This is a genomic window from Bradyrhizobium genosp. L (assembly GCF_015624485.1).
Taxonomy (GTDB): Bacteria; Pseudomonadota; Alphaproteobacteria; order Rhizobiales; family Xanthobacteraceae; genus Bradyrhizobium.
Map to the genome: position 1 here is coordinate 5,602,497 of NZ_CP061378.1, position 21,710 is coordinate 5,624,206.

The 21,710-nt window shown below is 65.3% G+C and carries 17 protein-coding genes and 1 other RNA gene; 7 read left to right on the top strand and 11 right to left on the bottom strand.

The annotated features are described in order from the left end of the window. Positions 1 to 23: 23 nt before the first annotated feature. The 8 genes from ftsW to rsmH form a co-directional block, all read right to left on the bottom strand. Positions 24 to 1,175: a putative lipid II flippase FtsW gene (gene ftsW, locus IC762_RS26760; protein WP_195785174.1), complete on the bottom strand. Its 1,152-nt coding sequence runs from the start codon at positions 1,173 to 1,175 to the stop codon at positions 24 to 26. Positions 1,176 to 1,432: 257 nt separating this feature from the next. Then, entirely contained in the window at positions 1,433 to 2,842 is a 1,410-nt protein-coding gene (murD, locus tag IC762_RS26765; RefSeq protein ID WP_195785175.1) for a UDP-N-acetylmuramoyl-L-alanine--D-glutamate ligase, read from the bottom strand. 121 nt (positions 2,843 to 2,963) lie between these two features. Further along, a complete protein-coding gene (gene mraY, locus IC762_RS26770; protein ID WP_195785176.1) occupies positions 2,964 to 4,070 on the bottom strand; it encodes a phospho-N-acetylmuramoyl-pentapeptide-transferase in 1,107 nt (368 codons plus the stop codon). Between the two features lie 10 nt (positions 4,071 to 4,080). Then, the gene (locus tag IC762_RS26775; protein WP_195785177.1) at positions 4,081 to 5,514 is read right to left on the bottom strand and encodes a UDP-N-acetylmuramoylalanyl-D-glutamyl-2,6-diaminopimelate--D-alanyl-D-alanine ligase; all 1,434 of its coding nucleotides are present in this window, start codon (positions 5,512 to 5,514) and stop codon (positions 4,081 to 4,083) included. Next, entirely contained in the window at positions 5,511 to 6,968 is a 1,458-nt protein-coding gene (locus IC762_RS26780) for a UDP-N-acetylmuramoyl-L-alanyl-D-glutamate--2,6-diaminopimelate ligase (RefSeq protein WP_195785178.1), read from the bottom strand. The genes IC762_RS26775 and IC762_RS26780 overlap by 4 nt, the downstream gene beginning before the upstream one ends. A 124-nt stretch (positions 6,969 to 7,092) precedes the next feature. Beyond that, entirely contained in the window at positions 7,093 to 8,856 is a 1,764-nt protein-coding gene (locus IC762_RS26785; protein ID WP_195790305.1) for a peptidoglycan D,D-transpeptidase FtsI family protein, read from the bottom strand. Between the two features lie 11 nt (positions 8,857 to 8,867). Further along, positions 8,868 to 9,320 carry a cell division protein FtsL gene (gene ftsL / locus IC762_RS26790; protein ID WP_195785179.1) on the bottom strand — a complete coding sequence of 151 codons (453 nt, stop codon included), beginning with the start codon at positions 9,318 to 9,320 and terminating at the stop codon, positions 8,868 to 8,870. A gap of 3 nt (positions 9,321 to 9,323) precedes the next feature. Continuing rightward, complete coding sequence (gene rsmH, locus IC762_RS26795; RefSeq protein ID WP_195785180.1) at positions 9,324 to 10,319, bottom strand: 16S rRNA (cytosine(1402)-N(4))-methyltransferase RsmH; 996 nt, start codon at positions 10,317 to 10,319, stop codon at positions 9,324 to 9,326. 470 nt (positions 10,320 to 10,789) lie between these two features. On the opposite strand from rsmH, the gene IC762_RS26800 reads away from it, so the two are divergent. From IC762_RS26800 to IC762_RS26810, 3 genes are all read left to right on the top strand, one after another. Further along, positions 10,790 to 11,662 (top strand): N-acetylmuramoyl-L-alanine amidase, encoded by an 873-nt coding sequence (locus IC762_RS26800; RefSeq protein WP_195785181.1) that lies wholly within the window; start codon positions 10,790 to 10,792, stop codon positions 11,660 to 11,662. 185 nt (positions 11,663 to 11,847) lie between these two features. Next, entirely contained in the window at positions 11,848 to 12,372 is a 525-nt protein-coding gene (locus IC762_RS26805; RefSeq protein ID WP_195785182.1) for a FecR domain-containing protein, read from the top strand. Between the two features lie 8 nt (positions 12,373 to 12,380). After that, positions 12,381 to 14,303 carry a CHASE2 domain-containing protein gene (locus tag IC762_RS26810; protein ID WP_195785183.1) on the top strand — a complete coding sequence of 641 codons (1,923 nt, stop codon included), beginning with the start codon at positions 12,381 to 12,383 and terminating at the stop codon, positions 14,301 to 14,303. Between the two features lie 3 nt (positions 14,304 to 14,306). Here the strand turns inward: IC762_RS26810 and IC762_RS26815 are convergent, their stop codons facing one another. Together IC762_RS26815 and IC762_RS26820 are read right to left on the bottom strand one after the other, a co-directional pair. Next, positions 14,307 to 15,542, bottom strand: coding sequence for an RNA polymerase sigma factor (locus tag IC762_RS26815; RefSeq protein WP_195785184.1), 1,236 nt, complete (start codon positions 15,540 to 15,542; stop codon positions 14,307 to 14,309). 106 nt (positions 15,543 to 15,648) lie between these two features. Then, a complete protein-coding gene (locus tag IC762_RS26820; RefSeq protein WP_195785185.1) occupies positions 15,649 to 16,005 on the bottom strand; it encodes a YciI family protein in 357 nt (118 codons plus the stop codon). A gap of 148 nt (positions 16,006 to 16,153) precedes the next feature. Between IC762_RS26820 and rnpB the strand changes: the two genes are divergently transcribed. From rnpB to IC762_RS26835, 3 genes are all read left to right on the top strand, one after another. Next, an RNA gene (rnpB, locus tag IC762_RS26825) (RNase P RNA component class A) lies at positions 16,154 to 16,568 on the top strand. A 135-nt stretch (positions 16,569 to 16,703) separates the two neighbouring features. Further along, positions 16,704 to 18,359 carry a tetratricopeptide repeat protein gene (locus IC762_RS26830; RefSeq protein ID WP_195785186.1) on the top strand — a complete coding sequence of 552 codons (1,656 nt, stop codon included), beginning with the start codon at positions 16,704 to 16,706 and terminating at the stop codon, positions 18,357 to 18,359. A gap of 152 nt (positions 18,360 to 18,511) precedes the next feature. Next, positions 18,512 to 19,993 carry an IS4 family transposase gene (locus IC762_RS26835; RefSeq protein ID WP_210338389.1) on the top strand — a complete coding sequence of 494 codons (1,482 nt, stop codon included), beginning with the start codon at positions 18,512 to 18,514 and terminating at the stop codon, positions 19,991 to 19,993. 75 nt (positions 19,994 to 20,068) lie between these two features. Here IC762_RS26835 and IC762_RS26840 read toward each other — a convergent pair whose 3' ends face one another. Continuing rightward, on the bottom strand, positions 20,069 to 20,800 hold the full coding sequence (locus IC762_RS26840) for an alpha/beta fold hydrolase (RefSeq protein WP_195785187.1): 732 nt from the start codon (positions 20,798 to 20,800) through the stop codon (positions 20,069 to 20,071). Positions 20,801 to 20,905: 105 nt separating this feature from the next. On the opposite strand from IC762_RS26840, the gene IC762_RS26845 reads away from it, so the two are divergent. Beyond that, positions 20,906 to 21,649 carry a sulfite exporter TauE/SafE family protein gene (locus IC762_RS26845; RefSeq protein WP_195785188.1) on the top strand — a complete coding sequence of 248 codons (744 nt, stop codon included), beginning with the start codon at positions 20,906 to 20,908 and terminating at the stop codon, positions 21,647 to 21,649. The last annotated feature ends 61 nt before the right edge of the window (positions 21,650 to 21,710 follow it).

The following is a 21,710-nucleotide window of genomic DNA, read 5'->3' on the forward strand; positions in this document are numbered from 1 at the left end:
GCCGACGCCGCCGTCACAGTCACCTACGCATAAGCGCGCTGCGAGCTGGCGCCTTCCATCGATTCGATCTCGGTGCGCGGCCGCTGTCGGGTCAGCGCCAGCATCATGCCGACGCCGTAGGCGAGCGACACGAACGAGGAGCCGCCATAGGAGATGAAGGGCAGCGTCATGCCCTTGGCCGGGATCAGTTGCAGATTGACCGCCATGTTGATCGCGGCCTGCACGCCGAACAGGATCGCGAGCCCGGATGCTGCGAAGCGCGCGAACATGTCGTCGGTGGAATAGGCCCGCGTCAGCGTCCGGATCACGACGAAGGCGAACAGCGCGACCAGCATCAGGCAGAGGATGATGCCGAATTCCTCCGCGGCGACCGCGAACACGAAGTCGGTGTGGCTGTCCGGCAGGCTGCGCTTGGCGATGCCCTCGCCCGGCCCGAGTCCGAACCAGCCGCCGTTCCAGAACGCTTCCATCGCGGTGTCGACCTGGAAGGTGTCACCCGAGGCCGGGTTCATGAAGCGCTTGATGCGGCCGGCGACGTGCGGCACCAGGAGATAGGCGAAGAACAGGCCGGCGCTGGCGGCGCCCGCCAATCCGAACACCCAGATCATCCGCATGCCCGCGATGAAGAACAGCGCGCCCCACACGGTGAGGATCAGCATGGTCTGTCCGAAATCGGGCTCCATCACCAGCAGCGCGACCAGCATCAGCAGCAGCACCAGCGCCATCGAGGTCGCCGGCATCTCCGGCTTCTTGGTCGATTCCGCGAACAGCCAGGCTGCGACGATCACGAAGGACGGCTTGGCGCATTCGGAGGCCTGGATGTTGACGCCGAGCAGCGTGATCCAGCGCCGCGAACCCTTGACCTCCGGCCCGATCAGCAGCGTGAGCACGATCAGGAAGATGCTGAGCGCGAACACGATCAGCGCGGTGCGCCGGATCTGCCGCGGCGTCATGAACGAGACGCCGATCAGGACGATCAGCGACGGCACCAGGAACATCACGTGCCGGTTGAAGAAATGGAAGGGATCGAGCCCGATCCGGGTCGCGACCGGCGGGCTCGCCGCCAGCGACAGGATGACGCCGGCCAGCATCAACGCGATGATCGCCGCAAGCAGCAGCTTGTCGACGGTCCACCACCAGTCCGAGAACGGGGTGCGTTGGTCACGGGCGAGCATGGGCGTCCCCAAATGGCAGAGGTAACGTCCATTCGTGGCCCAGGATGGTTTCCAGGGAGTTAACGGGATGGGTCACTTTTGAGGGAGACGATTTGCTGTGGCCGCAAACACAACTGTCGTCCCGGCGAAGGCCGGGACCCATAACCACAGGACTACGTCGTTGAAGCGAGCTGGAGCTCCAGCGTCGCCCAATAATTTCCATTCGGGGTTATGGGTCCCGGCCTTCGCCGGGACGACACCGAATATGCGGCGCGCAGTCACACCACCGGCTTCACGCCGGGCAACGCCTGCACCAGGTCGCGGAACGCGGCGCCGCGGATCTCGAAATTGCGGTACTGGTCGAACGAGGCGCAGGCCGGCGACAGCAACACGACGGCTTCGCTGAGCCCCGCCGCCTCTGCATCCCGCGCGGCGCCGGCGACCGCGACATCGAGCGTGCCGGACATCTCGTGCGGCACGCGGTCGCCGAGCGTGCCGGCGAACTCGGCGGCCGCCTCGCCGATCAGATAGGCCTTGCGGATGTGCGGGAAATAGCCGGTCAGGCTGGTGATGCCGCCGGCCTTCGGCTTGCCGCCGGCGATCCAGAAGATGTCGGCAAAGGACGACAGCGCATGCGCCGCCGCATCCGCATTGGTGCCCTTGGAGTCGTTGACGAACAGCACGTTGCCGCGGCGGCCGACCTGTTCCATGCGATGGGCGAGGCCGGGGAAGCTGCGCAGGCCGTTCTGCAGCGTGTCGTTTGAGATTCCCATCGCCAGCGCGCAGGCCGCGGCGCACGCCGCGTTCTGCGCGTTGTGCAGGCCGCGCAGCGAACCGATGCCGCCGAGCCGCGCCACTTCGCTGCGTGCCGCACCGGATGCGCGCACAATGGTCTCGTGCTCGACATAGACGCCATCGGGCAGTGGGTTCTTCACGGAGATACGGACCACGCGCTTGCCGGCGCGATCAAGCCGGTCGGCGATGTCGCGGCACCAGCCGTCGTCGACGCCGACGATCGCGGTGCCACCCGGCTGCACGCCCGCGACCAGCCGCTCCTTCACGGCGGCGTAATGCGCCAGCGTGCCGTGGCGGTCGATATGGTCCTCGGTGACGTTGAGCAGGATACCGACCGAGGGATCGAGCGACGGACAGAGATCGATCTGGTAGGACGACATCTCGATCACATGGACGCGGCCCATGCGCGGCGGCTCCAGCGACAGGATCGCGGTGCCGATATTGCCGCCCATCTGGGTGTCGTAGCCGGCGACCTTCATGAGGTGCGCGATCAGCGCGGTCGTGGTCGACTTGCCGTTGGTGCCGGTGATGGCGACGAACGGCGCGTTCGGCGCGTGGCGGCGCCGCTCGCGGCAGAACAGCTCGATATCGCCGATCACCTCGATACCGGCCTCGCGCGCCTTCAGCACGCTCCAATGCGGCGCCGGATGGGTGAGCGGCGCGCCGGGGGTGAGGATCAGCGCGCCGAAGTTCGCCCAAGACGTGGTCTGCACGGTGCGCAGATCGGCGGTGGTGAAGCCGGCCTGCGCCGCCTTGGCAACATTGTCGGCGCTGTCGTCAGCCGCGATCACCTCGGCGCCGCCGGCCCTCAGCGCGTGGCAGCTGGCAAGGCCGGAGCCGCCGAGGCCGAACACCGCGACCGTCTTGCCTGCGAAGGAGGTGACTGGGATCATGACGGCACCGCCGTCATGATCCCAGTCATTCCGGGGCTCGCGAAGCGAGAACCCGGAATCTCGAGGTTCCGGGTTCTCGCTTCGCGAGCCCCGGAACGACACCTATTGGGATACAAAATCATCACCGCAGCTTCAGCGAGGAGAGGCCGGCGAGCGCCAGCATCACCGAGATGATCCAGAAGCGGATCACGATCTGCGGCTCGGTCCAGCCCTTCTGCTCGAAATGATGGTGCAGCGGCGCCATCCGGAACACGCGCTTGCCCGTCAGCTTGAACGAGGTGACCTGCACGATCACCGAGACCGCCTCGAGCACGAACAGGCCGCCGATCACCGCCAGCACGATCTCGTGCTTCACCGCGACCGCCACTGCGCCCAGCATGCCGCCGAGCGCGAGCGAGCCGGTATCGCCCATGAAGATCGAGGCCGGCGGCGCATTGAACCAGAGGAAACCGAGTCCGGCACCGAGCACCGCGCCGCACAGCACTGCGAGCTCGCCGGTGCCGGCGACATAGTTGATCTGCAGGTATTCCGAGAACACCGCGTTGCCGGTCAGATACGCGATCATGCCGAAGCTCGCCGCGGCGATCATGACCGGGACGATGGCGAGGCCGTCGAGGCCGTCGGTCAGGTTCACCGCATTGCCGGAGCCGACCATGACGAAGGCGCCGAAGATCACGAAGAACCAGCCGAGATTGATCACGAGATCCTTGAAGAAGGGAATCACGAGCGAAGTCGAGGAGACGTCGCGCCCGAGCCGGATCAGCGCATAGGTCGCGGCGACCGCGATCACCCCCTCGATCAAAAGCCGCAGCCGGCTCGCGAAGCCGCTGGTGGTCTGCTTCGTGACCTTCAAATAATCGTCATAAAAGCCGACGAAGCCGAAGCCGAGCGTCACCGCCAGCACGATCCAGACATAGGGGTTGAGCGGGTTGGCCCACAGCAGCGTCGACACCACGAGCCCCGACAGGATCATCAGCCCGCCCATCGTGGGCGTGCCCTTCTTGGAGATCAGATGCGATTGCGGGCCATCGCTGCGGATCGGCTGGCCCTTGCCCTGCCGCAGCCGCAGATGATCGATGATCCAGGGCCCGAACAGGAAGACGAACAGCGCCCCGGTCACGATCGCGCCGCCGGTACGGAAGGTGATGTAACGGAATACGTTCAGGGCGCTGCGGAACGGCCCGAAGCCCGGAACGGTGTTGGACAGTTCGATCAACCAGTAGAACATTCAAAAAGCCCTATACCGTTTCTTCGTGCACGGCTTTGTCGGGAAAGCGCTTTTCCAGCGCGCTGACAATCACCTTCATCTTCGAACCCAGCGACCCCTTCACCATGATCGCATCACCGGCGCGGACCGCGGCGACCGCCTGCGCTTCCAGCGCCGCCGAGCTCTCCGCATAGCCTCCCCGCTTGCCGGTGGAAAGGGCATCCCACAAATTCCGCATCAGCGGACCACAACAATATACGAGGTCGATGCGGTTGGCCGCGATCGCCTCGGCGAGGCCGCGGTGCAGGTCGGGCCCGGTCGGCCCGAGCTCCAGCATGTCGCCGAGCACCGCGATGCGGCGGCCATGCGCGCTGACCGCAGCCTGGCCGAGCACGTTGAGCGCGGCGCCCATCGAGGCCGGATTGGCGTTGTAGCTCTCGTCGATCAGCGTCGCCTCGCCATGGCCGACCTCGAGCCTGCGGCGGACACCGCGCCCCGAGGGCGCCTCGAGCTGCGACAGCGACAGTGCCGCGCGTGCGATGTCGGCGCCGAGCAGCGTGGCGCCCGCCAGCACCGCGAGCGAGTTCATCGCCATGTGCCGGCCGGGCATGCCGATCTTGTAGGTGATGTCGTGGTCGAGGATGTCGGCATGCACCGCCGAGCAGGTCGGGTGCAGCGACACATCGATCAGCCGCGCTTCCGCGCGCTTGTTGGTGCCGAACGAGACGATGCGCGAGATGCCGGCCTTCTTGGCCGCGCGCTGCAGTCGCGCGAACTGCGCATTGTCGCGGTTAAGCACGACGGCGCCATCGGGCTCGACGCCGAGAAAGATCTCCGCCTTGGCATCGGCGATCGCCTCGATCCCTGCGAAGAATTCCAGATGCACCGGCTCGACCGTGGTGATGACGGCGACATGCGGCCGCACCATTTTCACCAGCGGCGTGATCTCGCCGGCATGGTTCATGCCGATCTCGAACACAGCAAAGCGCGTGTCCGCGGGGCAGCGCGCCAGCGACAGCGGCACGCCCCAATGATTGTTGAACGACGCCACCGACGCATGGGTCTCGCCCTGCGCCGAGAGCACCTTTCGCAGCGCCTCCTTGGTCGAGGTCTTGCCGACCGACCCGGTCACCGCGATGATCCGCGCCCCGAGCCGCGCGCGCGAGGCGTGCGCGAGCTCGACGAGGCCGGCCAGCACGTCGGCGACCACGAGCAGCGGCGCATCCGCCGGGAATTTGTCGCGTTGCGCCGTCTCGACGACGGCGAGCGCGGCGCCATTCTTCAGCGCGGCCCCGACGAAGCCGTGGCCGTCATGCAGGTCGCCCTTGATCGCGAAATAGGCTTCGCCCGGCTTGATGGTGCGGCTGTCGATCGAGAGACCGGTGACACCGTCCGGCAACGCGCCTTGCGTTGCTGCGCGCATCGCCTGCGCCATCGCATCCGACGTCCACAACAAAGTGCTCATGCGCCCTCCGCGGCCAATGCGTCGGCGACCGCCTCGTGATCGCTGAACGGCAACGTCTTGCCACCGATGATTTGCCCCACCTCATGGCCCTTGCCGGCCACGACCAATGCATCGCCCGGCGCCAGGCCGGCAATCCCGGCACGGATCGCCTCGGCCCGGTCGCCGATCTCGCGCGCGCCTTTGGCGGTCGCCATGATGGCGGCGCGGATCGCCTCCGGTTTCTCGCTGCGCGGATTGTCGTCGGTGACGATGACGCTGTCGGCATTCTCCGCCGCGATCGCCCCCATGATCGGGCGTTTGCCCGCATCGCGATCGCCGCCGGCGCCGAAGATCACGACGAGCTTGCGCCTGGCATAGGGCCGCAGCGCCTGCAGCGCCTTCGCGAGCGCATCGGGCTTGTGGGCGTAGTCGACGAAGATCGGCGCGCCGTTGTGCTCGCCGACGAATTCCAGCCGGCCCTTGGCGCCTTCGAGATGTTCGAGTGAGCCGAACACGTCATCGGCGGCGCTGCCGGTGCCGATTGCGAGGCCGGCCGCCACCAGCGCATTCTCGATCTGGAATTCGCCGACCAGCGGCAGCCGGATCGTGCGGGTGCGGCTGCGATGCTCGATCACTAGCTTTTGCGCAAAGCCGTCGATCGCAGTGTCCAGGACGCGGATGCCATCGCCGGCGTCGCCGTCACGCCCGACTGCGATGATCCGCAATCCGCGCTCGCGCGCCGCACCGATCACCTGCGCCGAGCAATCATGATCGGCCGAGATCACCGCAGCGCCGCCGTCGACAACGAGATCGCGGAACAGCCGGAGCTTGGCGTTCAGGTAATGCGCGACGTCGGGATGGTAATCCATGTGATCGCGCGACAGATTGGTGAAGCCGCCGGCGGCGATGCGGACGCCGTCGAGGCGATACTGGTCGAGGCCGTGCGAGGAGGCCTCGAAGGCCAGATGTGTGACGCCGTCACTTGCGATCTCGTCAAGCTGGCGATGCAACGCGATCGGGTCGGGCGTGGTCAGCGAGCCGTAGACGGTGCGCTTGTCCGACACCAGGCCGATGGTGCCGATGCTCGCCGAGGAATGGCCGAGCCGCTGCCAGATCTGGCGCGTGAAGGCGGCGACCGAGGTCTTGCCGCTGGTGCCGGTCACCGCCGCGATCGTCTGCGGCTGGCGGGAAAAGAACTTCGCGGCGGCGAGCGCCAGCGCGCGGCGCGGATTTGCCGTGACGACGAACGGCACGCGAAACGCGCCCTGCGGCGGATGGTCGCCGGCGATCGCGACCGCGCCCGCCGCAATCGCCGCGTCGATGAAACGCGCACCGTCGGTCTTAGCTCCGGCCAGCGCGAAGAACAGGTCGCCCGGCTTCACCGCGCGGCTGTCGACCGCAAGACCACCGACCACGACGGTGTCGGCACTCGGATCGATCGTCGTGTCATCGCTGAAGAGGTCGCGAAGTCTCATGATCTTCCAGTCTGGCCGGCGCCGTTCTGGCGCCGCATCTCTTGAGCATGGTCTGATCGGAAAACCGCTACACGTCTTGCGCTGGCGCGGCCCTCCGGGTCCGGATCATGCTGTCATGTACGCCTTACTGGGTTGCTCTGGATGTCGCAAGAATAAGGCGGTCGGACGGCGGCAGATCGAACCGCGGTTCGATGCCCAAAATCGGCGCAATTCGGGCGATCACATTGCCACCGGTCGGCACCGCGTTCCAGCCGGAAGTGATGAACCCGTAGGTTTCCTTCAGCGCCTGGGGCTCGTCGAGCATGATGAGGACCTGATATTTCGGATTGTCGGCCGGCAGGATCGCGGTGAAGGCGGTGAGCACCTTCTTCTTGGCATAGCGGCCGTTGACGACCTTCTCTGCCGTGCCGGTCTTGCCGCCGATATAGTAGCCTTTCGCCCTTATGTCGGCGTTCTTCGCGGTGCCGATCTCGGCATTGAGCCGCATCAAATAGCGCATCTTCTCGCTGGTCTCGGGCTTGATCACCCGCTTGGCGACCGCCATCGCTTCCTGCTCGGTGCGCTTCAGGAAGGTCGGCGGGATCAGATAGCCGCCATTGGCCAGCGCGTCGATGCCCATCACCGCCTGCAGCGGCGCCACCGCAATGCCGTGTCCGAACGAGATCGTGATCGTGTTCAAATCGCCCCAGCGCTTCGGCACGATCGGCGACGCGCTCTCCGGCAATTCGGTACGCAGCCGCTCGAGCTGTCCCATCTTGCGCAGGAACGCCTTGTGCGCCTCGACGCCCTGCGCCAGCGCGATGCGTGCCGCGCCGACGTTGGAGGAGAACGTGAAGACCTCCTTCATGCTGAGGAAGCGGCCCTTCGGCTCGTCGTCGTGGATCGCGAACTTGCCGTAGTGCAGCGGGCCGCGCGCGTCCCACATCGAATTGAGATCGTACTTGCCGGTGTCGAGCGCCATCGCCAGCGTGAACGCCTTGAAGGTCGAGCCCATCTCGTAGACGCCGGTGGTCAGGCGGTTGATGCGATCGGGATCGTGCGCTTCCTTCGGGTTGTTCGGGTCGAAGTCGGGCAACGACACCATCGCGACGATCTCGCCGGTCCTGACGTTGGAGACGAGACCGGAGGCCGCCTTGGTGTGGTATTTCTCCTTGGCCTTGAGCAACTCGTCGCGCAGCGCGTGCTCGACGCGCAGGTCGACCGACAGCTCGATCGGCTTCTGCAGCCGGTCGGTCGCGAAGCCCGCGCGGTGCAGATCGGCCAGACCCTGGTTGTCCAGCCACTTCTCCATGCCGGCGATGCCCTGGTTGTCGATATTGACCAGGCCGATCAGGTGGGCGACCTCGTTGCCGGTCGGATAGACACGCTTGTTCTCGCGCACGAAGCCGATGCCGGGAAGGCCGAGGCGATGGATGTCGAGCTGCTGCTTCGGCGTGATCTCGCGCTTCAGCCAGACGAAGCCCTTGCGGGACATCAACCGCTCGCGCGTCTCGCCGTTGTCGAGGTCGGGCAAGGTCGCCGTGAGAAGTTCGATCGCCTCGTCCCTGTCGATCAGGCGGCGCGGTTCCGCGAACAGGCTCGGCGCCTTGACGTCGGTGGCGAGGACCTCGCCGTTGCGATCGACGATGTCGGGCCGCGCGGTGGCGATAGCGTCCTGCGAGGCGGTGCGCCGGCCCCCGTGGCTGTCCGCGCCGACCGCGAACAGCACGAGGCGCCCGGCCAGCACGGCATAGACGGCCGCGAAAGCGAGCACCGCAAAGCCGACGCGGGCACGCGCCTTCGCGGCACGGTCGACGTTGCTCCCGTACAGCAGCGAGCGGATCAGGCGCTGGCGCCAGGGTTCGACGGGCTTCGCGACGGGCCTCTCGGTGCGTGCCGGATCGGTCATCTCGGATCCAGTCATTGCTGATCTCCCGGATCCTGCTCGGACTCCTGCGCAGGCGCGGGCTGATCGGCGGCAGGCTGGTCTTGCGCCGGCTTGTCGATCGAGCCGGTCGTGCTGTCAGGCGCGGCGGCAGCCTCGATGGTGTCGATCATCGAGCCGATCGGATCCTTGGCGCCCGGCCGCGCGAAATTCGGCGGCCGCTCCGGCAGGTTCTTCAGCTGGTCGTACTGGTTGGCGTTGATCGGCTTCAGCGGCAAATGCCGCTCGGCAAGCCCCTGCAGCCGCAACGGCGCGTCGAGCCTGGCCCATTGTGCGCGCAGCGACGCGATCGCGTTGCGCTGCTCGCGGATCTCGGCGTTCAACTGCAGCACGCGCTCGACGCGCGCGGTCGATTCCATCTTGATGCGGTAGACATAGGATGCCGCGAAGATCAGCATGCCGATGACCAGGAAGTGGAGGATGCGCATCCGTCACCCTCCCCGCATCACGTCTGCGAGCCGCGGCCAGGACGGCAGGTCGTCGGCCGCGTGCGGGGCCGCCGCAGTGCGTTCGGCCGCGCGCAGCTTGGCCGAGCGGGCGCGCGGATTGGCCGACACTTCGGCGTCGCCGGCGACCACCGGCCGCTTGGTCAGGATCTGAAAGCTCGGCGCGGCCTGCGCGACCTCGGGCAGATGGCGCGAGCCGGCACTGACCTTGCCACGCTCGGTGAAGAAATTCTTGACGATACGGTCTTCCAGCGAATGGAAGGAGACGACGACGAGCCGGCCGCCCGGCTTCAGCACGCGTTCGGCCGCGCTGAGCGCCTGATGCAGTTCGTCGAGCTCCTCGTTGACGAAGATGCGCAGCGCCTGGAAGGTCCGCGTAGCCGGATGAATCTCGTTCGGCTTGGCGCGCACCACCTTGGCGACGATCTCGGCGAGCGCCCCGGTCGTCGTGATCGGCGCATCCTTGCGCGCGGCGACGATCGCGCGCGCGACGCCGCGCGAATGCCGCTCCTCGCCGAAGATGTAGATGATGTCGGCGAGCTCCTTCTCGGAGGCCTTGGCGACCACATCGGCCGCGGTCACCCCGCTCTGCGCCATCCGCATGTCGAGCGGGCCATGGCCGCGGAACGAAAAGCCGCGCTCGGCCTGGTCGAGCTGCATCGAGGAGACGCCGACATCCATCACGACGCCGTCGACCGCATCGATGCCCTGCGCGGCGCAGATCTCGGCCAGATTGGAGAAGCGGTCCTCGACCAGCGTCAGCCTTCCGCCCGCGCCATCGACCAGATCGAAGCCGCCGGTGATCGCGCTGCGATCGCGGTCGATGCCGATCACGCGGCTATCAGCGACATCGAGAATCGCACGGCTGTAGCCGCCGGCGCCGAAGGTGGCATCGACATAGATGCCGCCGCTGCGCGGGCTGAGATAGTCGACCGCTTCCTGGCCAAGCACCGGGACATGACGCGAGGCATGGGCGCTCATGCGCGGCCCCCGGGCGGGGCTGCGCATGCCACATGGAATATCGATGCGCGCCGGCTCATTGCGCCAACAATCCTCGCGCCTTGCCACGCCGTTCCGGTCCCAAAGCCGCCGCGCGCGGCGCGCAGCAACTCCCGGCCTCGGCTGCAAATCCTGATTTCCGACCGGAATTGGCTGGGTTTCCATGCGATTTCGCGCAACAGAGCGGACCTCGGCCGTCCCCCAAGACCGGTTCGGCACTTCACCTCTCAGTAACGGCACTTAACGTTAAGAAAACGTTGATGATCCGTTAGCGCAACCGGGCGTCTTTTATGCGCTTTCGACTGATGCCTTCGGCCCACACAAGGGGCAGAATGCGCCCTCGGGAACCGGCGGGCCGATTGCGCAGGCCCGCACGGTAAAGGAATAGTAAACGCTGTTTATTTATCCATATGTCATATGCCGGCTCTGCCGCCGGGTTTTTGAGAGAGCTGATGGCTTCTGGTTCGTCCTCGTCTTCCAATGCTGATTCGAAGCGTCAACGCGCCCTTCCCGTTCCCAAGGGCGCGACGGATGCGAAGACGTTCACGCCGGATTCCTCGATCGCCTCCGACGTGATCGCGTCGGCCAATTACGGCGAGCGCGCCAACGGCCGGCTGCCCGACATGATCCTGCTGCACTACACCGGCATGCCCGACGTCGAGGGTGCGATCGCGCAGCTCTGCACACCCGGCACCGAGGTCTCGGCGCATTACATCGTGCTCGAGGACGGCCGCATCGTGCAATGCGTGCCCGAGAGCAAGCGCGCCTGGCATGCCGGCGTGTCGTGCTGGGCCGGCGAGGAGGACATCAACTCCTGCTCGATCGGCGTCGAGATCATCAATCGCGGCCATGACTGGGGCTATCCGGATTTTCCGCTGCGCCAGATCGCGGCCGTGATCGCGCTGTGCCGCGGCATCATGCTCCGTCTCAAGGTGCCGTCGCACCGCGTGCTCGGCCATTCCGACGTGGCCCCTGGCCGCAAGAAGGACCCCGGCGAGAAATTCCCGTGGCACTCGCTGGCCAATTCCGGCGTCGGCCACTGGGTGCAGCCGGCGCCGATCGTGCGCGGCGACGCGTTGAAGCTCGGCGCCATCAGCGACAACGTCGCCAACATGCAGGCCGCGTTCCGCCGCTACGGCTACAACATCCCGACCAACGGCAAGTTCGACGGTCCGACCATGGAGGTCGTCACCGCCTTCCAGCGCCACTTCCGTCCCGAGCGCGTCGACGGGATCGCCGACCAGTCGACGATGGCGACCCTGCACGCGCTGCTGACGAGCCTGCCGCCGGACGCGCTGGCGCCGGTGGTGGCGCAGGCGAAGTAGTTTCCGCCCTCCCGGCGCACGCCGACACCCGGCCCAGCGACCGGTTGTCGCACGTGCGGACTCCTCACTTCTGCCCCTAAACTGCCGTCCAGTGCACTGTCAGCAATGACCTGCGTCTTCTTTGGAGATGGCAGTAGGTTTCGACTGCGCCTTATTCCAAGCCCATTCAATCGAAAGACGTCACCATGACAGCATTTTCGCGATCGATCGGCATCGCTTTCCTTTGTTTCTTTTCGAGCGAGATGGCCCTTGCACAGACCGCTGGCGCCAAATGCCAGCCGGTCAGCTTTGCGGGGACGGCGCAAACACTGCGTTGCGACGGCGGGCTCACAATCATCGCCGAAAACGGCGCACAGTACACCTTGAACGACACCAATCACGATGGTCGCGTCGACTCTGTCGACCTGAGCAGCCAGGCCGTACTCCTCGAAGTGCCGAAAGTCCCGGCCGGAAAGCGGTTCACGGTCACGACGCCGCAAGCCATTGCGGCGGTGCGTGGCACCCGATGGGCGGTCGATACGACGGCACAGAAGACGTCGGTGTTCGTCGTCAACGGACGCGTTGCGGTGCGTCGCCGATTGCCTGCCGGCAGAGACAATGTCGTTCTCGGACCGGGTGAAGGCGTGGATGTCGAGAGCAATGCTCCTCTCGTCGTCAAACGCTGGCCAACCGCGCGGGTCGACGCCCTGATGGCGAGATTGGGACAATAACAGCGCTGATGAGAAGGTACCTCAAAGTCCTTCTGGCGTTGGCCCTCGCAGCGTTATGGGGAGGCGGCGTCTATTTCCTGCACGCGCAAGGCCACCTGCGCACGCTCGACCGCGCGGAATCTGCGATAACGGACTTTCGGACGGTTTTACGTGGTGTCAGGGTGGCACCCGACCTCGTTACGATCGTCGAGATCGACGATGCAGTCGTGCGGCGGCTAGGCAAATACCCGCTCGCCAGGGATGACCTTGCGAGGATTATCGATGCGATCGACAAGCTGAAGCCGAAAGTCATCGGGCTTGACATTCTGTTGTTGGACAAGGGGCCTGTTGCCGGCGATGCGTCCCTGGCAGCGTCGCTCGGCACCGCGCCCACGGTGATCGCAGCTGCCGCGGTGTTCCCCGACGACAGCCAATCAATTCCGGATCAGAAAGGCCCTTTCGCGGGACTGCCGACGGCCGCGCAATTCCTTTGGCCGCTCGCGGAATTTACCGAACGAGCCGCCGTCGGCGTGGTCAATGTGACGACCGATCAGAATGGCGTTCCTCGCTCGATGCCGATGCTGTTTCGCACGAGCGACGGGATCGCGACGTCGTTCCCGCTTCGGGTTGCCAGTTTGGCGGCTGGGGTCGAGCCTGCCATTGAACCGGACCGTGTCGTCTTGGGTCAGATCTCGATTCCGACCGACGCCGATCACGCGCTTCCGATTAGTTTCTACGGCCCTCGTCGGACAATACGAACCGTGAGCGCGAATTCGCTGCTGACGGGCGAACTGCCTTCCTCGGCGATCGAAGGCCGTGTCGTGTTGGTGGGTGCCTCCGTCACCGGCGGAGGAGACCTGTTTCCAACTCCTTTCGACCGCCTGATGCCGGGCGTGGAAGTCATTGCGACGGCCATTACGCAACTCATGGCCGGAGATGTCATACGACACGGTCGATCGATCGAGATCGTAGAGGGAGTGATTTGTGTGCTCTTGCCCGTGATGATCGTGGGTCTGTTGGCCTGGCATCGCAGCACACCGGGTATTATCGCAGCCGCAGGCCTGGTCCTTGTCTGGATGGCCATGACGTTTTTCGCCGCCTCCTCCGGCGTGTGGCTGAGCGCCGCATTGCCGCTCGCCGCCACGGTGCCTCCCGTGCTTCTGTTCGGCATCGTCGAACTCTGGTGGGGCAGGCAACGCGCGCATTATTTTGCCATGAAGAGCCAGGTTCTCGGCGAGTTCCAGGCCCCGAGCATTCAACAATGGCTCGCCGCCGACCCCAATTTTCTTGCCGAGCCGGTTCGTCAGAATGCAGCCGTGCTCTTCATCGATTTGTCCGGGTTCACTTCGCTCAGCGAGGCGATCGGCGCCGGCCGCGTTCAAGAGCTGCTGCGGGAATTTCACGCAGTCATCGACAAGGATGCCGTGAAATATCGCGGAACGATCACCGGCTTTCTCGGCGATGGTGCCATGATCCTGTTCGGCCTGCCGGCTCCTGCACCGGATGACGCGGTTCGCGCAATTGGTTGCGCCGTGAGCCTCGCGGCCAGTACGTCGGGCTGGTTGAAGACGCTGCCTGCGCCGATTGCAGCAAAGCTGGGCTACAAACTCGGAGCGCATTTCGGGGTAATCATCGCATCTCGCCTGGGAGGCAGCAGTCATCGCCACATCACGGCGACCGGCGACACCGTCAACGTGGCAAGTCGCCTGATGGAGGTCGCAGCCAGACATCGGGCTGAACTCAGCGTCAGCGACGAATTGCTGCGGGCCGGGGGACGCGATCCTGAGCTGTTCAATTCGGGATATCTCACCGGCCCGATCGAAACGCGCATCCGCGGTCGTTCGGGCTCGCTTCCGATCTGGCTTTGGCGCGCAACTGCTCGAAGCGACGATACGACCGCTATCGAATATCCCAGCGGTCCGCGCCCTCCTCTCGCACCGGGGGCAACGTAGCCATCACCCCAGCTCCGCGACCCGCCGCGCGTAGAGCCGACGCAGCGGCTCGAGCTGCGTGGCGGCAGTCGCGGCTTGATACGCCTCGCGGGCCTCGTCCTTGCGGCCGAGCCGGCGCAACAGGTCGGCGCGCACCGCGGGCAGTTGGTCGTAGCCGTTGAGGCCGCCACGCGCGGCCAGTGCATCGACGAGGTCGAGCGCACGCGCCGGGCCGTCGACCATCGAGATCGCCGCGGCGTGGTTGAGCTCGATCACCGGCGACGGGCTGATCCGCAGCAGCACCTCGTAGAGGCCGGCGATCTGCGGCCAGTCGGTGTCCTGAAAACTCGGCGCTCGCGCATGAAGCGCGGCAATCGCCGCCTGCACGGCGTAGGATTGCGGCCGGCCCGGCATCCGCAGAGCCTGCTCGACCAGCCGCACGCCTTCGGCGATCTGGCCAATATCCCACAGCGCACGATCCTGCTCTTCCAGCAGCACGATGTCGCCGCCTGCGGTCTGCCGGCCGGCACGGCGCGCGTCGTGCAGCAGCATCAGCGCCAGCAGCCCCTTGATCTCGCCGCGCGCCGGCATCAGCGCGTCGAGCAGCCGCGCCAGCCGGATCGCCTCGCGCGCCAGATCGGGCCGCATCAGGTCGTCGCCTGCGGTCGCGGCATAGCCTTCGGTGAAGACAAGATAGATCACCGCGAGCACGCCGCTGATCCGCGGTTCCAGCGCGGCGCGCTCCGGCACCTCGTAGGGGATGCCGGCGAGCCTGATCTTCTGCTTGGCGCGCAACAGCCGCTGCGCCATCGCGTCTTCGCCGACGAGGAAGGCACGCGCGACCTGCGCCGTGGTCAGCCCGCACACCGTACGCAAGGTCAACGCGACCTGAACCTCGGCAGCAAAGGACGGATGGCAGCAAGTGAAGATCAGCCTGAGCATGTCGTCATCGAGCGTCGCGTCCGCCGGCTCCGATGTCACCTCCGCGTCGAGCAACAGGTGGTGGGTCAGTTCCTGCTGCTTGCCGCGAAAACTGATCGCGCGCCGCACGCGGTCGATCGCCTTGTTGCGCCCGACATTGACCAGCCAGGCGCGCGGATTTGACGGCAGCCCATCGGTCGACCATTTTTGCAACGCGACGGCGAAAGCATCCTGCAGGCAATCCTCGGCCAGATCGAAATCGCCGACGAGGCGGATCAGCGTGGCCAGCGCGCGGCCCGCCTCGTCGCGGAAGATTCTTTCGATCTGGCTCGGGGTCATGTGCTTCCACACCACTGTCATTCCGGGGCGATGTGAAGCATCGAACCCGGAATCTCGAGGTTCCGGGTCTGGTCCTTCGGACCATCCCGGAACGACAACGTAGTCGTCACCGGTTGTCGTAGATCATCACCGGCCTGACCTCGATCGAGCCATGCTTGGCGCCGGGAATCCGCGCGGCGAGACCGAGCGCGGTGTCGAGATCCTTGGCGTCGACCAGATAGTAGCCGCCGAGTTGCTCGCGGGTTTCCGCGAACGGACCATCGGTGGTCAGGGTCTTGCCGTCGCGAACCCGCACGGTGGTCGCCGTGGTCACGGGCTGCAATCCGTCGCCGGCCTTGAAGTGGCCACTCTGGATGATCGCCTGGGTGTAAGCGCCATACTCCGCGGTCAACGTCTTGCGGTCGTCCGCAGACATACGGCCATATTCCGCGTCGCTCCGGTAGATCAGCAACAAATACTGCATCTCATCTCTCCTCTTGATCGGCTGGATCGCCGACACCCAGTCGAACGGACGACAGGCCAGACGACATCTTCAGGATAATTTATTTTGGCCGGTTGCGCGGCGCCTATCCGCTTGACGGGGCCGGATAAAACCCCCATTGCCTAGAGCGTCAGTCGGCCGGACGGCCGCTCCCGCTGGTGCCGAAAGGCCGCGGGGGAGGAAAGTCCGGGCTCCATCGACATACGGTGCCGGATAACGTCCGGCGGGGGCGACCCCAGGGAAAGTGCCACAGAGAACGAACCGCTCCCTCCTCGGACGGAGTAAGGGTGAAAAGGTGCGGTAAGAGCGCACCGCGTTTCCGGCAACGGAGACGGCATGGCAAACCACACCGGGAGCAAAACCGAATAGGGACGGCAACGCGGTTAGTTCGCGCACGCGCGATAACACCGCAGGGCGATGTCAGGCCCGCTGTCCGGGTAGGTTGCTCGAGGCAAGATGCAAATCTTGTCCCAGAGGAATGGCCGTCGCGTGCCGTTCGCAAGAATGGCGCCCTACAGAACCCGGCTTACAGGCCGGCTGATATCTTGGTCTATGAGGGGCTCGGCGAGAACACGCCGGGCCCCTCGCCATTTCGGAGTGCCTTCGCGCATGCTGTGATGCTGCGCGTCCTTTTGCTAGACTGGAGTGCCGGACCGGCGCTGCTCATGAGGACAAGAGGCATGACCTATTTTGATCTCGGGCCGTACAGCCGCAAAGTCACGACATCGTCACCCGACGCCCAGCTCTGGTTCGACCGCGGCCTCAACTGGCTGTTCGGCTTCAACCATGCCGAGGCGATCAAGTGCTTCCAGAAGGCGCTGTTGCAGGACGCGGAATGCGCGATGGCGCATTGGGGCATCAGCTACGCAGCGGGACCCAACTATAACCTGCCCTGGGTTCGCTATGACGCGAACGGCCGGCAGATGGCACTGGCGGCGGCCTACGACGCCATGCAGCAAGCGCTCGTACATGCGGAAAAGGCAAGCGCGGTCGAGCGCGCGATGATCCAGGCGCTGCCCGCGCGCTATCCGCAAGCCGCGGCAGCCGAGGACATGGCGCCATGGGACAAGGCCTACACCAACGAAATGCGCAAGGTGTTCGCGAGCTTTGCTGATGATCTCGACGTTCGATGCGTGCTCGCGGAATCGATCATGAACGAGACGCCATGGCAGATGTGGGACCTGCCCTCCGGCAAACCCGTCGCGGGCGCAGGCACCGAGGAATGCACCACGCTGCTTGAACAGGCCTTCGATCGTTTTCCGGCCGCGTGGGATCACCCGGGCCTGCTGCACCTGTATGTCCATCTGATGGAGATGTCGCCATTCCCGCAGCGCGCGCTGCGGGCGGGTGATCGCTTGCGCGAGATCGTCCCCGATGGCGGCCATTTGATCCACATGCCGACCCATCTCGACGTGCTGTGCGGGCACTACAACGACGTGCTGCTCTACAACCAAAAAGCACTGAAGACCGATCGCAGATTCCTCACCTATTCGGACGATCCGGGCGTCTATCTCGTCTACGTCATCCATAACTTCCACTTCGCGATCTACGGCGCGATGTTCCTCGGCCGGTACGCGCCTGCGATCGCGGCGGCCGAGGAGCTGATCGCGACCGTCCCCGAGCCGGTACTGCGGATTCCGTCGCCGCCGATGGCCGACTTCCTCGAAGGATACCTGACGATGAAGCAGCACGTTCTGGTGCGCTTCGGAAAATGGCACGAGATCATCGAACAGAAGCTGCCCGACGACCGCGATCTCTATTGCTCCGTGACCGCGATGATCCACTACGCCAAGGCGGTGGCGCATTCGGCGCTCGGCAATGTGGCCGAGGCAGAAGCCGAGAAGGCATCGTTCGTCGCCGCCAAGGCCCGCGTGCCGGAGAGCCGGCTCGTCCACAACAACAAGATGGTGAACCTGCTCAACGTCGCCGAGGCGATGCTGAACGGCGAGCTGGACTACCGCAAGGGCAATCATGACACCGCATTTGCGTACTTGCGCAAATCGGTCGAGCTCTCCGACGCGTTGCCCTATGACGAACCCTGGGGCTGGATGCAGCCGCCGCGCCATGCGCTCGGCGCGCTGCTGCTCGAGCAGGGACGCATCGAGGAAGCCGAGGCGGTCTACCGTTCCGATCTCGGTCTCGACGGCAAACTGAGCCGCGCCTGCCAGCATCCCGATAATCTGTGGTCGCTGCACGGGGTGCACGAATGCCTGGTTCGCCGCGGCGAAAAGGTCGAGAGCGTCCTGATCAAGCAGCGGCTCGACCTCGCGCAAGCGCGGGCCGAGGTCCCGATCAAGGCCTCCTGCTTCTGCCGCCGCACGGCAATGGTTGCTTAGCACAGTGTGGCGTCGAGTTGGGGCGATCGCGCAGCGGGTTCGCTGCGGGACGAGATGCGCTTGCACGATTTCGGAATAATGGAACAGTACCGCTGATTTGCCCGACGTGTCAAGTGAGGTGTCGAACGCCGGCAGGCCGCCGGCACCTTTGCATGGGGTTGTTTTCGACATTTTGGCAGTGCGCCCCGCCTCTGCCCGCAAGGAGCTACGGGAGCCCCGAAAGTGATTCCCCGGAGTTTGTGAATGTGATTCAAGGCCTTTCGACCTGTTTGGACGAGAGGCCTGCGATGTCTTTTGGCGATGTTCGGGTTGCGGAGCGGGCTGATTGGCTGATCGAGCGGGTGGCGACGGCGGGGACGCTGGTGCTACGCAAATTGGGGGAGACGCGCGCGGGCGAGAAGGCCGTGCATCGGTTTCTGTCTTCGCCCCATGTTTCGGTCGATCGGATTGTGGAAACGTTGGCCGGGCGGACTGCGGTTCAATGCGCCGGTCGCCGCATTCTGGCTGTCCAGGACACGACCGAGATCAATTTTGGCGGTCGTGACAAGAAGCGGCGGGGCTTCGGACCTGCCGGCGATGGCCAAACCCCTGGCTTCTTCATCCATCCAGTGATTGCCGTCGATATCGAAAGCGAAGCCGTGGTCGGTCTTGTCGATGCGGCGATCTGGACGCGGTCTGCGGATCGCGTCACGTCGCGCCGCAATCGCGCGATCGAGGATAAGGAATCGGCGCGTTGGCTGTTGGGCTGTCAGGCCACGGCAAGCGTGCTGTCCGATGCCGCCGAGGTGACAATGGTGGCCGATCGCGAAAGCGACATTTACCTGCTGTTTGCCCGCAAACCGGAGCGGCTCGATCTGATCGTGCGCGCCGGTCAGGATCGATCTTTGCTCGGTGGGGGAACGCTCTTTGGGGCGCTTGCCAGTGCTGAAGTGCTGAGCAGAAGCGAGGTCCGCGTGGCGCCGCGCGGGCCTGGTGACAAAGGGCGCGTCGCGACCGTCGAACTCCGCGCGGGCTCGGTGCACATCGCCCGCTCACAAAGTCTGGGGCAATCCGAGGCGGCCGGCAGCGTCGAACTCACCTTGGTGGAAGCACGAGAGGTCGATGCGCCGTCAGGCAAGACGCCGTTGTTGTGGCGCCTACTCACGACCCGCACCGTCACTTGTGCGACCGAGGCTGAACACGTCGTCCGCCTCTATCGCTTGCGCTGGCGCATCGAACAAGTCTTCCGCGCCCTCAAGAGCGACGGCTTGGCCCTCGACGACAGCCAAGTCGTCGACGCCGAGCGGATGTTTAATCTGACCGCCATCGCGCTCGCTGGCGCGATTCGGACGATCCAGCTTGTCGATGCCAGAGACGGCAGCCTCCGCCCGGCAACCGATGTCATTGACGAAAGCTTCGCCGTCGCGCTCGAGCACCTGTCAAAAAAGCTCGAGGGCAAAACGCTACGGCAGAAAAACCCGCATCCTATCGGCTCGCTTGCCTTCGTCTCATGGATCGCGGCCCGTCTCGGCGGATGGAATTGCTACTACAAGCCTCCAGGACCAAAGACCATGCGCGACGGCTGGAACCGCCTTGCCGCAACACTCGACGGCTATGCCCTTGCTACACAGTCACAAAATCCGGGAATCCCCTAGCCGCAAGGAGAGGGAGCGCGCGGCCTTCGATGGCGATTAGTCCCAATGTCATCGCGCACGGTCGTTCGTCGCCGATCAGGCCACGATCGTCTGCAGCAGCTCCATCAGTGTCTCTGGCGCTGTGACGTTCGGCGAATGGCTGGCGTCGATGTCGAAATGGCCCCAGCCGGCCTCGCTCCTGGTGCGCTGCGCAAATTGCCCGAATGTGTCCGCCGGCGTGATGCGGGTGGCGTAGATGTAGCTGCGCGGCAACTTCGTCTCGCCGTGCTGCAGCTTCAGCTTCTGCTCGAAACATTTGATCGGCATGTCGACACGTCGCGCAGTCAGCCATTCGACGTCGGCAGCCGATGTGTCCGGCGGGGTCGGCATCGGCGGAATGCGCCAGCCATCGCCGCTTCGCGCCGCCTCCCGCATCTTCGAGATCGCGACCTCGTTGAGGTCGAACAGCGATTGCCCGTCGCGTGGCACGAAGGCGTCGATATAGATCAGCTGCGCGATCCGTTCGCGCATCCGATCGGCGACGCCGGTCGCGACCATGCCGCCATAGGAATGGCCGACCAGCACGATGTCGCTGAGGTCCTCATAGGTGATGACGTTGAGCACGTCCTGGATATGCGCCTCGAGGTCGAGCGCCTGATGCGCGAGATGCGCCCGCTCGCCGAGCCCGGTGTAGCTCGGCGTGATCAGCCGGTGCCCGGCGGCCCGTATCAGGGGATGCATCTTCTTCCACGCCCATCCCGCCGACCAGGCGCCGTGACAGACCAGAAAGGTTTTGGACGAACTCGCAGTCGACGAACTCGCAGTCATGGGACACTTCCATTTCGATTGTCGTTGATGAGCCGCGATTTCGGAGTGTACCTGCCGGCCGCCTCGTGTAAACGTCGCGGCAATGATCAAAAGAACGAGACGACGATGAATCTGGCGGGCTACGCGATCCTGTTCTTCGGCGCGCTGGCCGGCGGCTTCGTCTCCGGCCTTGCCGGCTTCGGCACGGCACTGATGGCGCTCGGGATCTGGCTCTATGTGCTGCCGCCGACGCTCGCGGTGCCGCTGGTGCTGGTCTGCTCGGTGATCGCGCAACTCTCGACGCTGCCGTCGATCTGGAAGACGATCGATTTCCGCCTGATCTGGCCGTTCATCGTCGGCGGCCTCGCCGGCGTGCCGATCGGCATCCTGCTGATCGCGAAGGCCGACCCTGCCGTGTTCAAGCTGACGATCGGGATCTTCCTGCTGGTGTTTCCGGTTGCACTGTTCCTGCAGAAGAAGCCGATGTCGATCGCCTTCGGCGGCAAATGGGCCGACAGCGCAATCGGATTTGCCGGCGGCATTCTGGGCGGCCTCGCCGGGCTGTCCGGCCCGCTGCCGATCCTGTGGGCCAGCGTGCGCGGCTGGGGCAAGGAGCAGCGCCGCGGCGTGTTCCAGACCTTCAATTTCACGATCCTGGCGGTCGCGCTCTGCGTCCAGATCGGGAGCGGACTGGTGAAGCCGGAGCTCGCCTGGCTCGTGATCTGCGCCTTCCCGGGAACGCTGCTCGGCGCCTGGCTCGGTTCGCGGGTCTATCACGCGCTGAACGATCGCAATTTCTCCGACGTCGTGCTGGTGCTGCTGTTCCTGTCCGGCGTCGCGCTGGTGTGGAGCGGAATTGCTCCGAGATAGCGCGCGCATGGCCGCCATGTGCACCGAACGCGTCGCTTGTCGACCGCGCGGCAAAGCAGCT

Bases quoted from the DNA above. Each gene is read 5' to 3' on its own strand.
- IC762_RS26780 (WP_195785178.1), bottom strand. From the start codon at position 6,968: ATGAGACTTCGCGACCTCTTCAGCGATGACACGACGATCGATCCGAGT.
- ftsL (WP_195785179.1), bottom strand. From the start codon at position 9,320: ATGCGCATCCTCCACTTCCTGGTCATCGGCATGCTGATCTTCGCGGCA.
- ftsW (WP_195785174.1), bottom strand. From the start codon at position 1,175: ATGCTCGCCCGTGACCAACGCACCCCGTTCTCGGACTGGTGGTGGACC.
- IC762_RS26785 (WP_195790305.1), bottom strand. From the start codon at position 8,856: ATGACCGATCCGGCACGCACCGAGAGGCCCGTCGCGAAGCCCGTCGAA.
- IC762_RS26810 (WP_195785183.1), top strand. From the start codon at position 12,381: ATGAGAAGGTACCTCAAAGTCCTTCTGGCGTTGGCCCTCGCAGCGTTA.
- IC762_RS26835 (WP_210338389.1), top strand. From the start codon at position 18,512: ATGGGGTTGTTTTCGACATTTTGGCAGTGCGCCCCGCCTCTGCCCGCA.
- IC762_RS26845 (WP_195785188.1), top strand. From the start codon at position 20,906: ATGAATCTGGCGGGCTACGCGATCCTGTTCTTCGGCGCGCTGGCCGGC.
- IC762_RS26775 (WP_195785177.1), bottom strand. From the start codon at position 5,514: ATGAGCACTTTGTTGTGGACGTCGGATGCGATGGCGCAGGCGATGCGC.
- IC762_RS26830 (WP_195785186.1), top strand. From the start codon at position 16,704: ATGACCTATTTTGATCTCGGGCCGTACAGCCGCAAAGTCACGACATCG.
- murD (WP_195785175.1), bottom strand. From the start codon at position 2,842: ATGATCCCAGTCACCTCCTTCGCAGGCAAGACGGTCGCGGTGTTCGGC.
- IC762_RS26840 (WP_195785187.1), bottom strand. From the start codon at position 20,800: ATGACTGCGAGTTCGTCGACTGCGAGTTCGTCCAAAACCTTTCTGGTC.
- IC762_RS26800 (WP_195785181.1), top strand. From the start codon at position 10,790: ATGGCTTCTGGTTCGTCCTCGTCTTCCAATGCTGATTCGAAGCGTCAA.
- IC762_RS26820 (WP_195785185.1), bottom strand. From the start codon at position 16,005: ATGCAGTATTTGTTGCTGATCTACCGGAGCGACGCGGAATATGGCCGT.
- rsmH (WP_195785180.1), bottom strand. From the start codon at position 10,319: ATGAGCGCCCATGCCTCGCGTCATGTCCCGGTGCTTGGCCAGGAAGCG.
- IC762_RS26805 (WP_195785182.1), top strand. From the start codon at position 11,848: ATGACAGCATTTTCGCGATCGATCGGCATCGCTTTCCTTTGTTTCTTT.
- IC762_RS26815 (WP_195785184.1), bottom strand. From the start codon at position 15,542: ATGACCCCGAGCCAGATCGAAAGAATCTTCCGCGACGAGGCGGGCCGC.
- mraY (WP_195785176.1), bottom strand. From the start codon at position 4,070: ATGTTCTACTGGTTGATCGAACTGTCCAACACCGTTCCGGGCTTCGGG.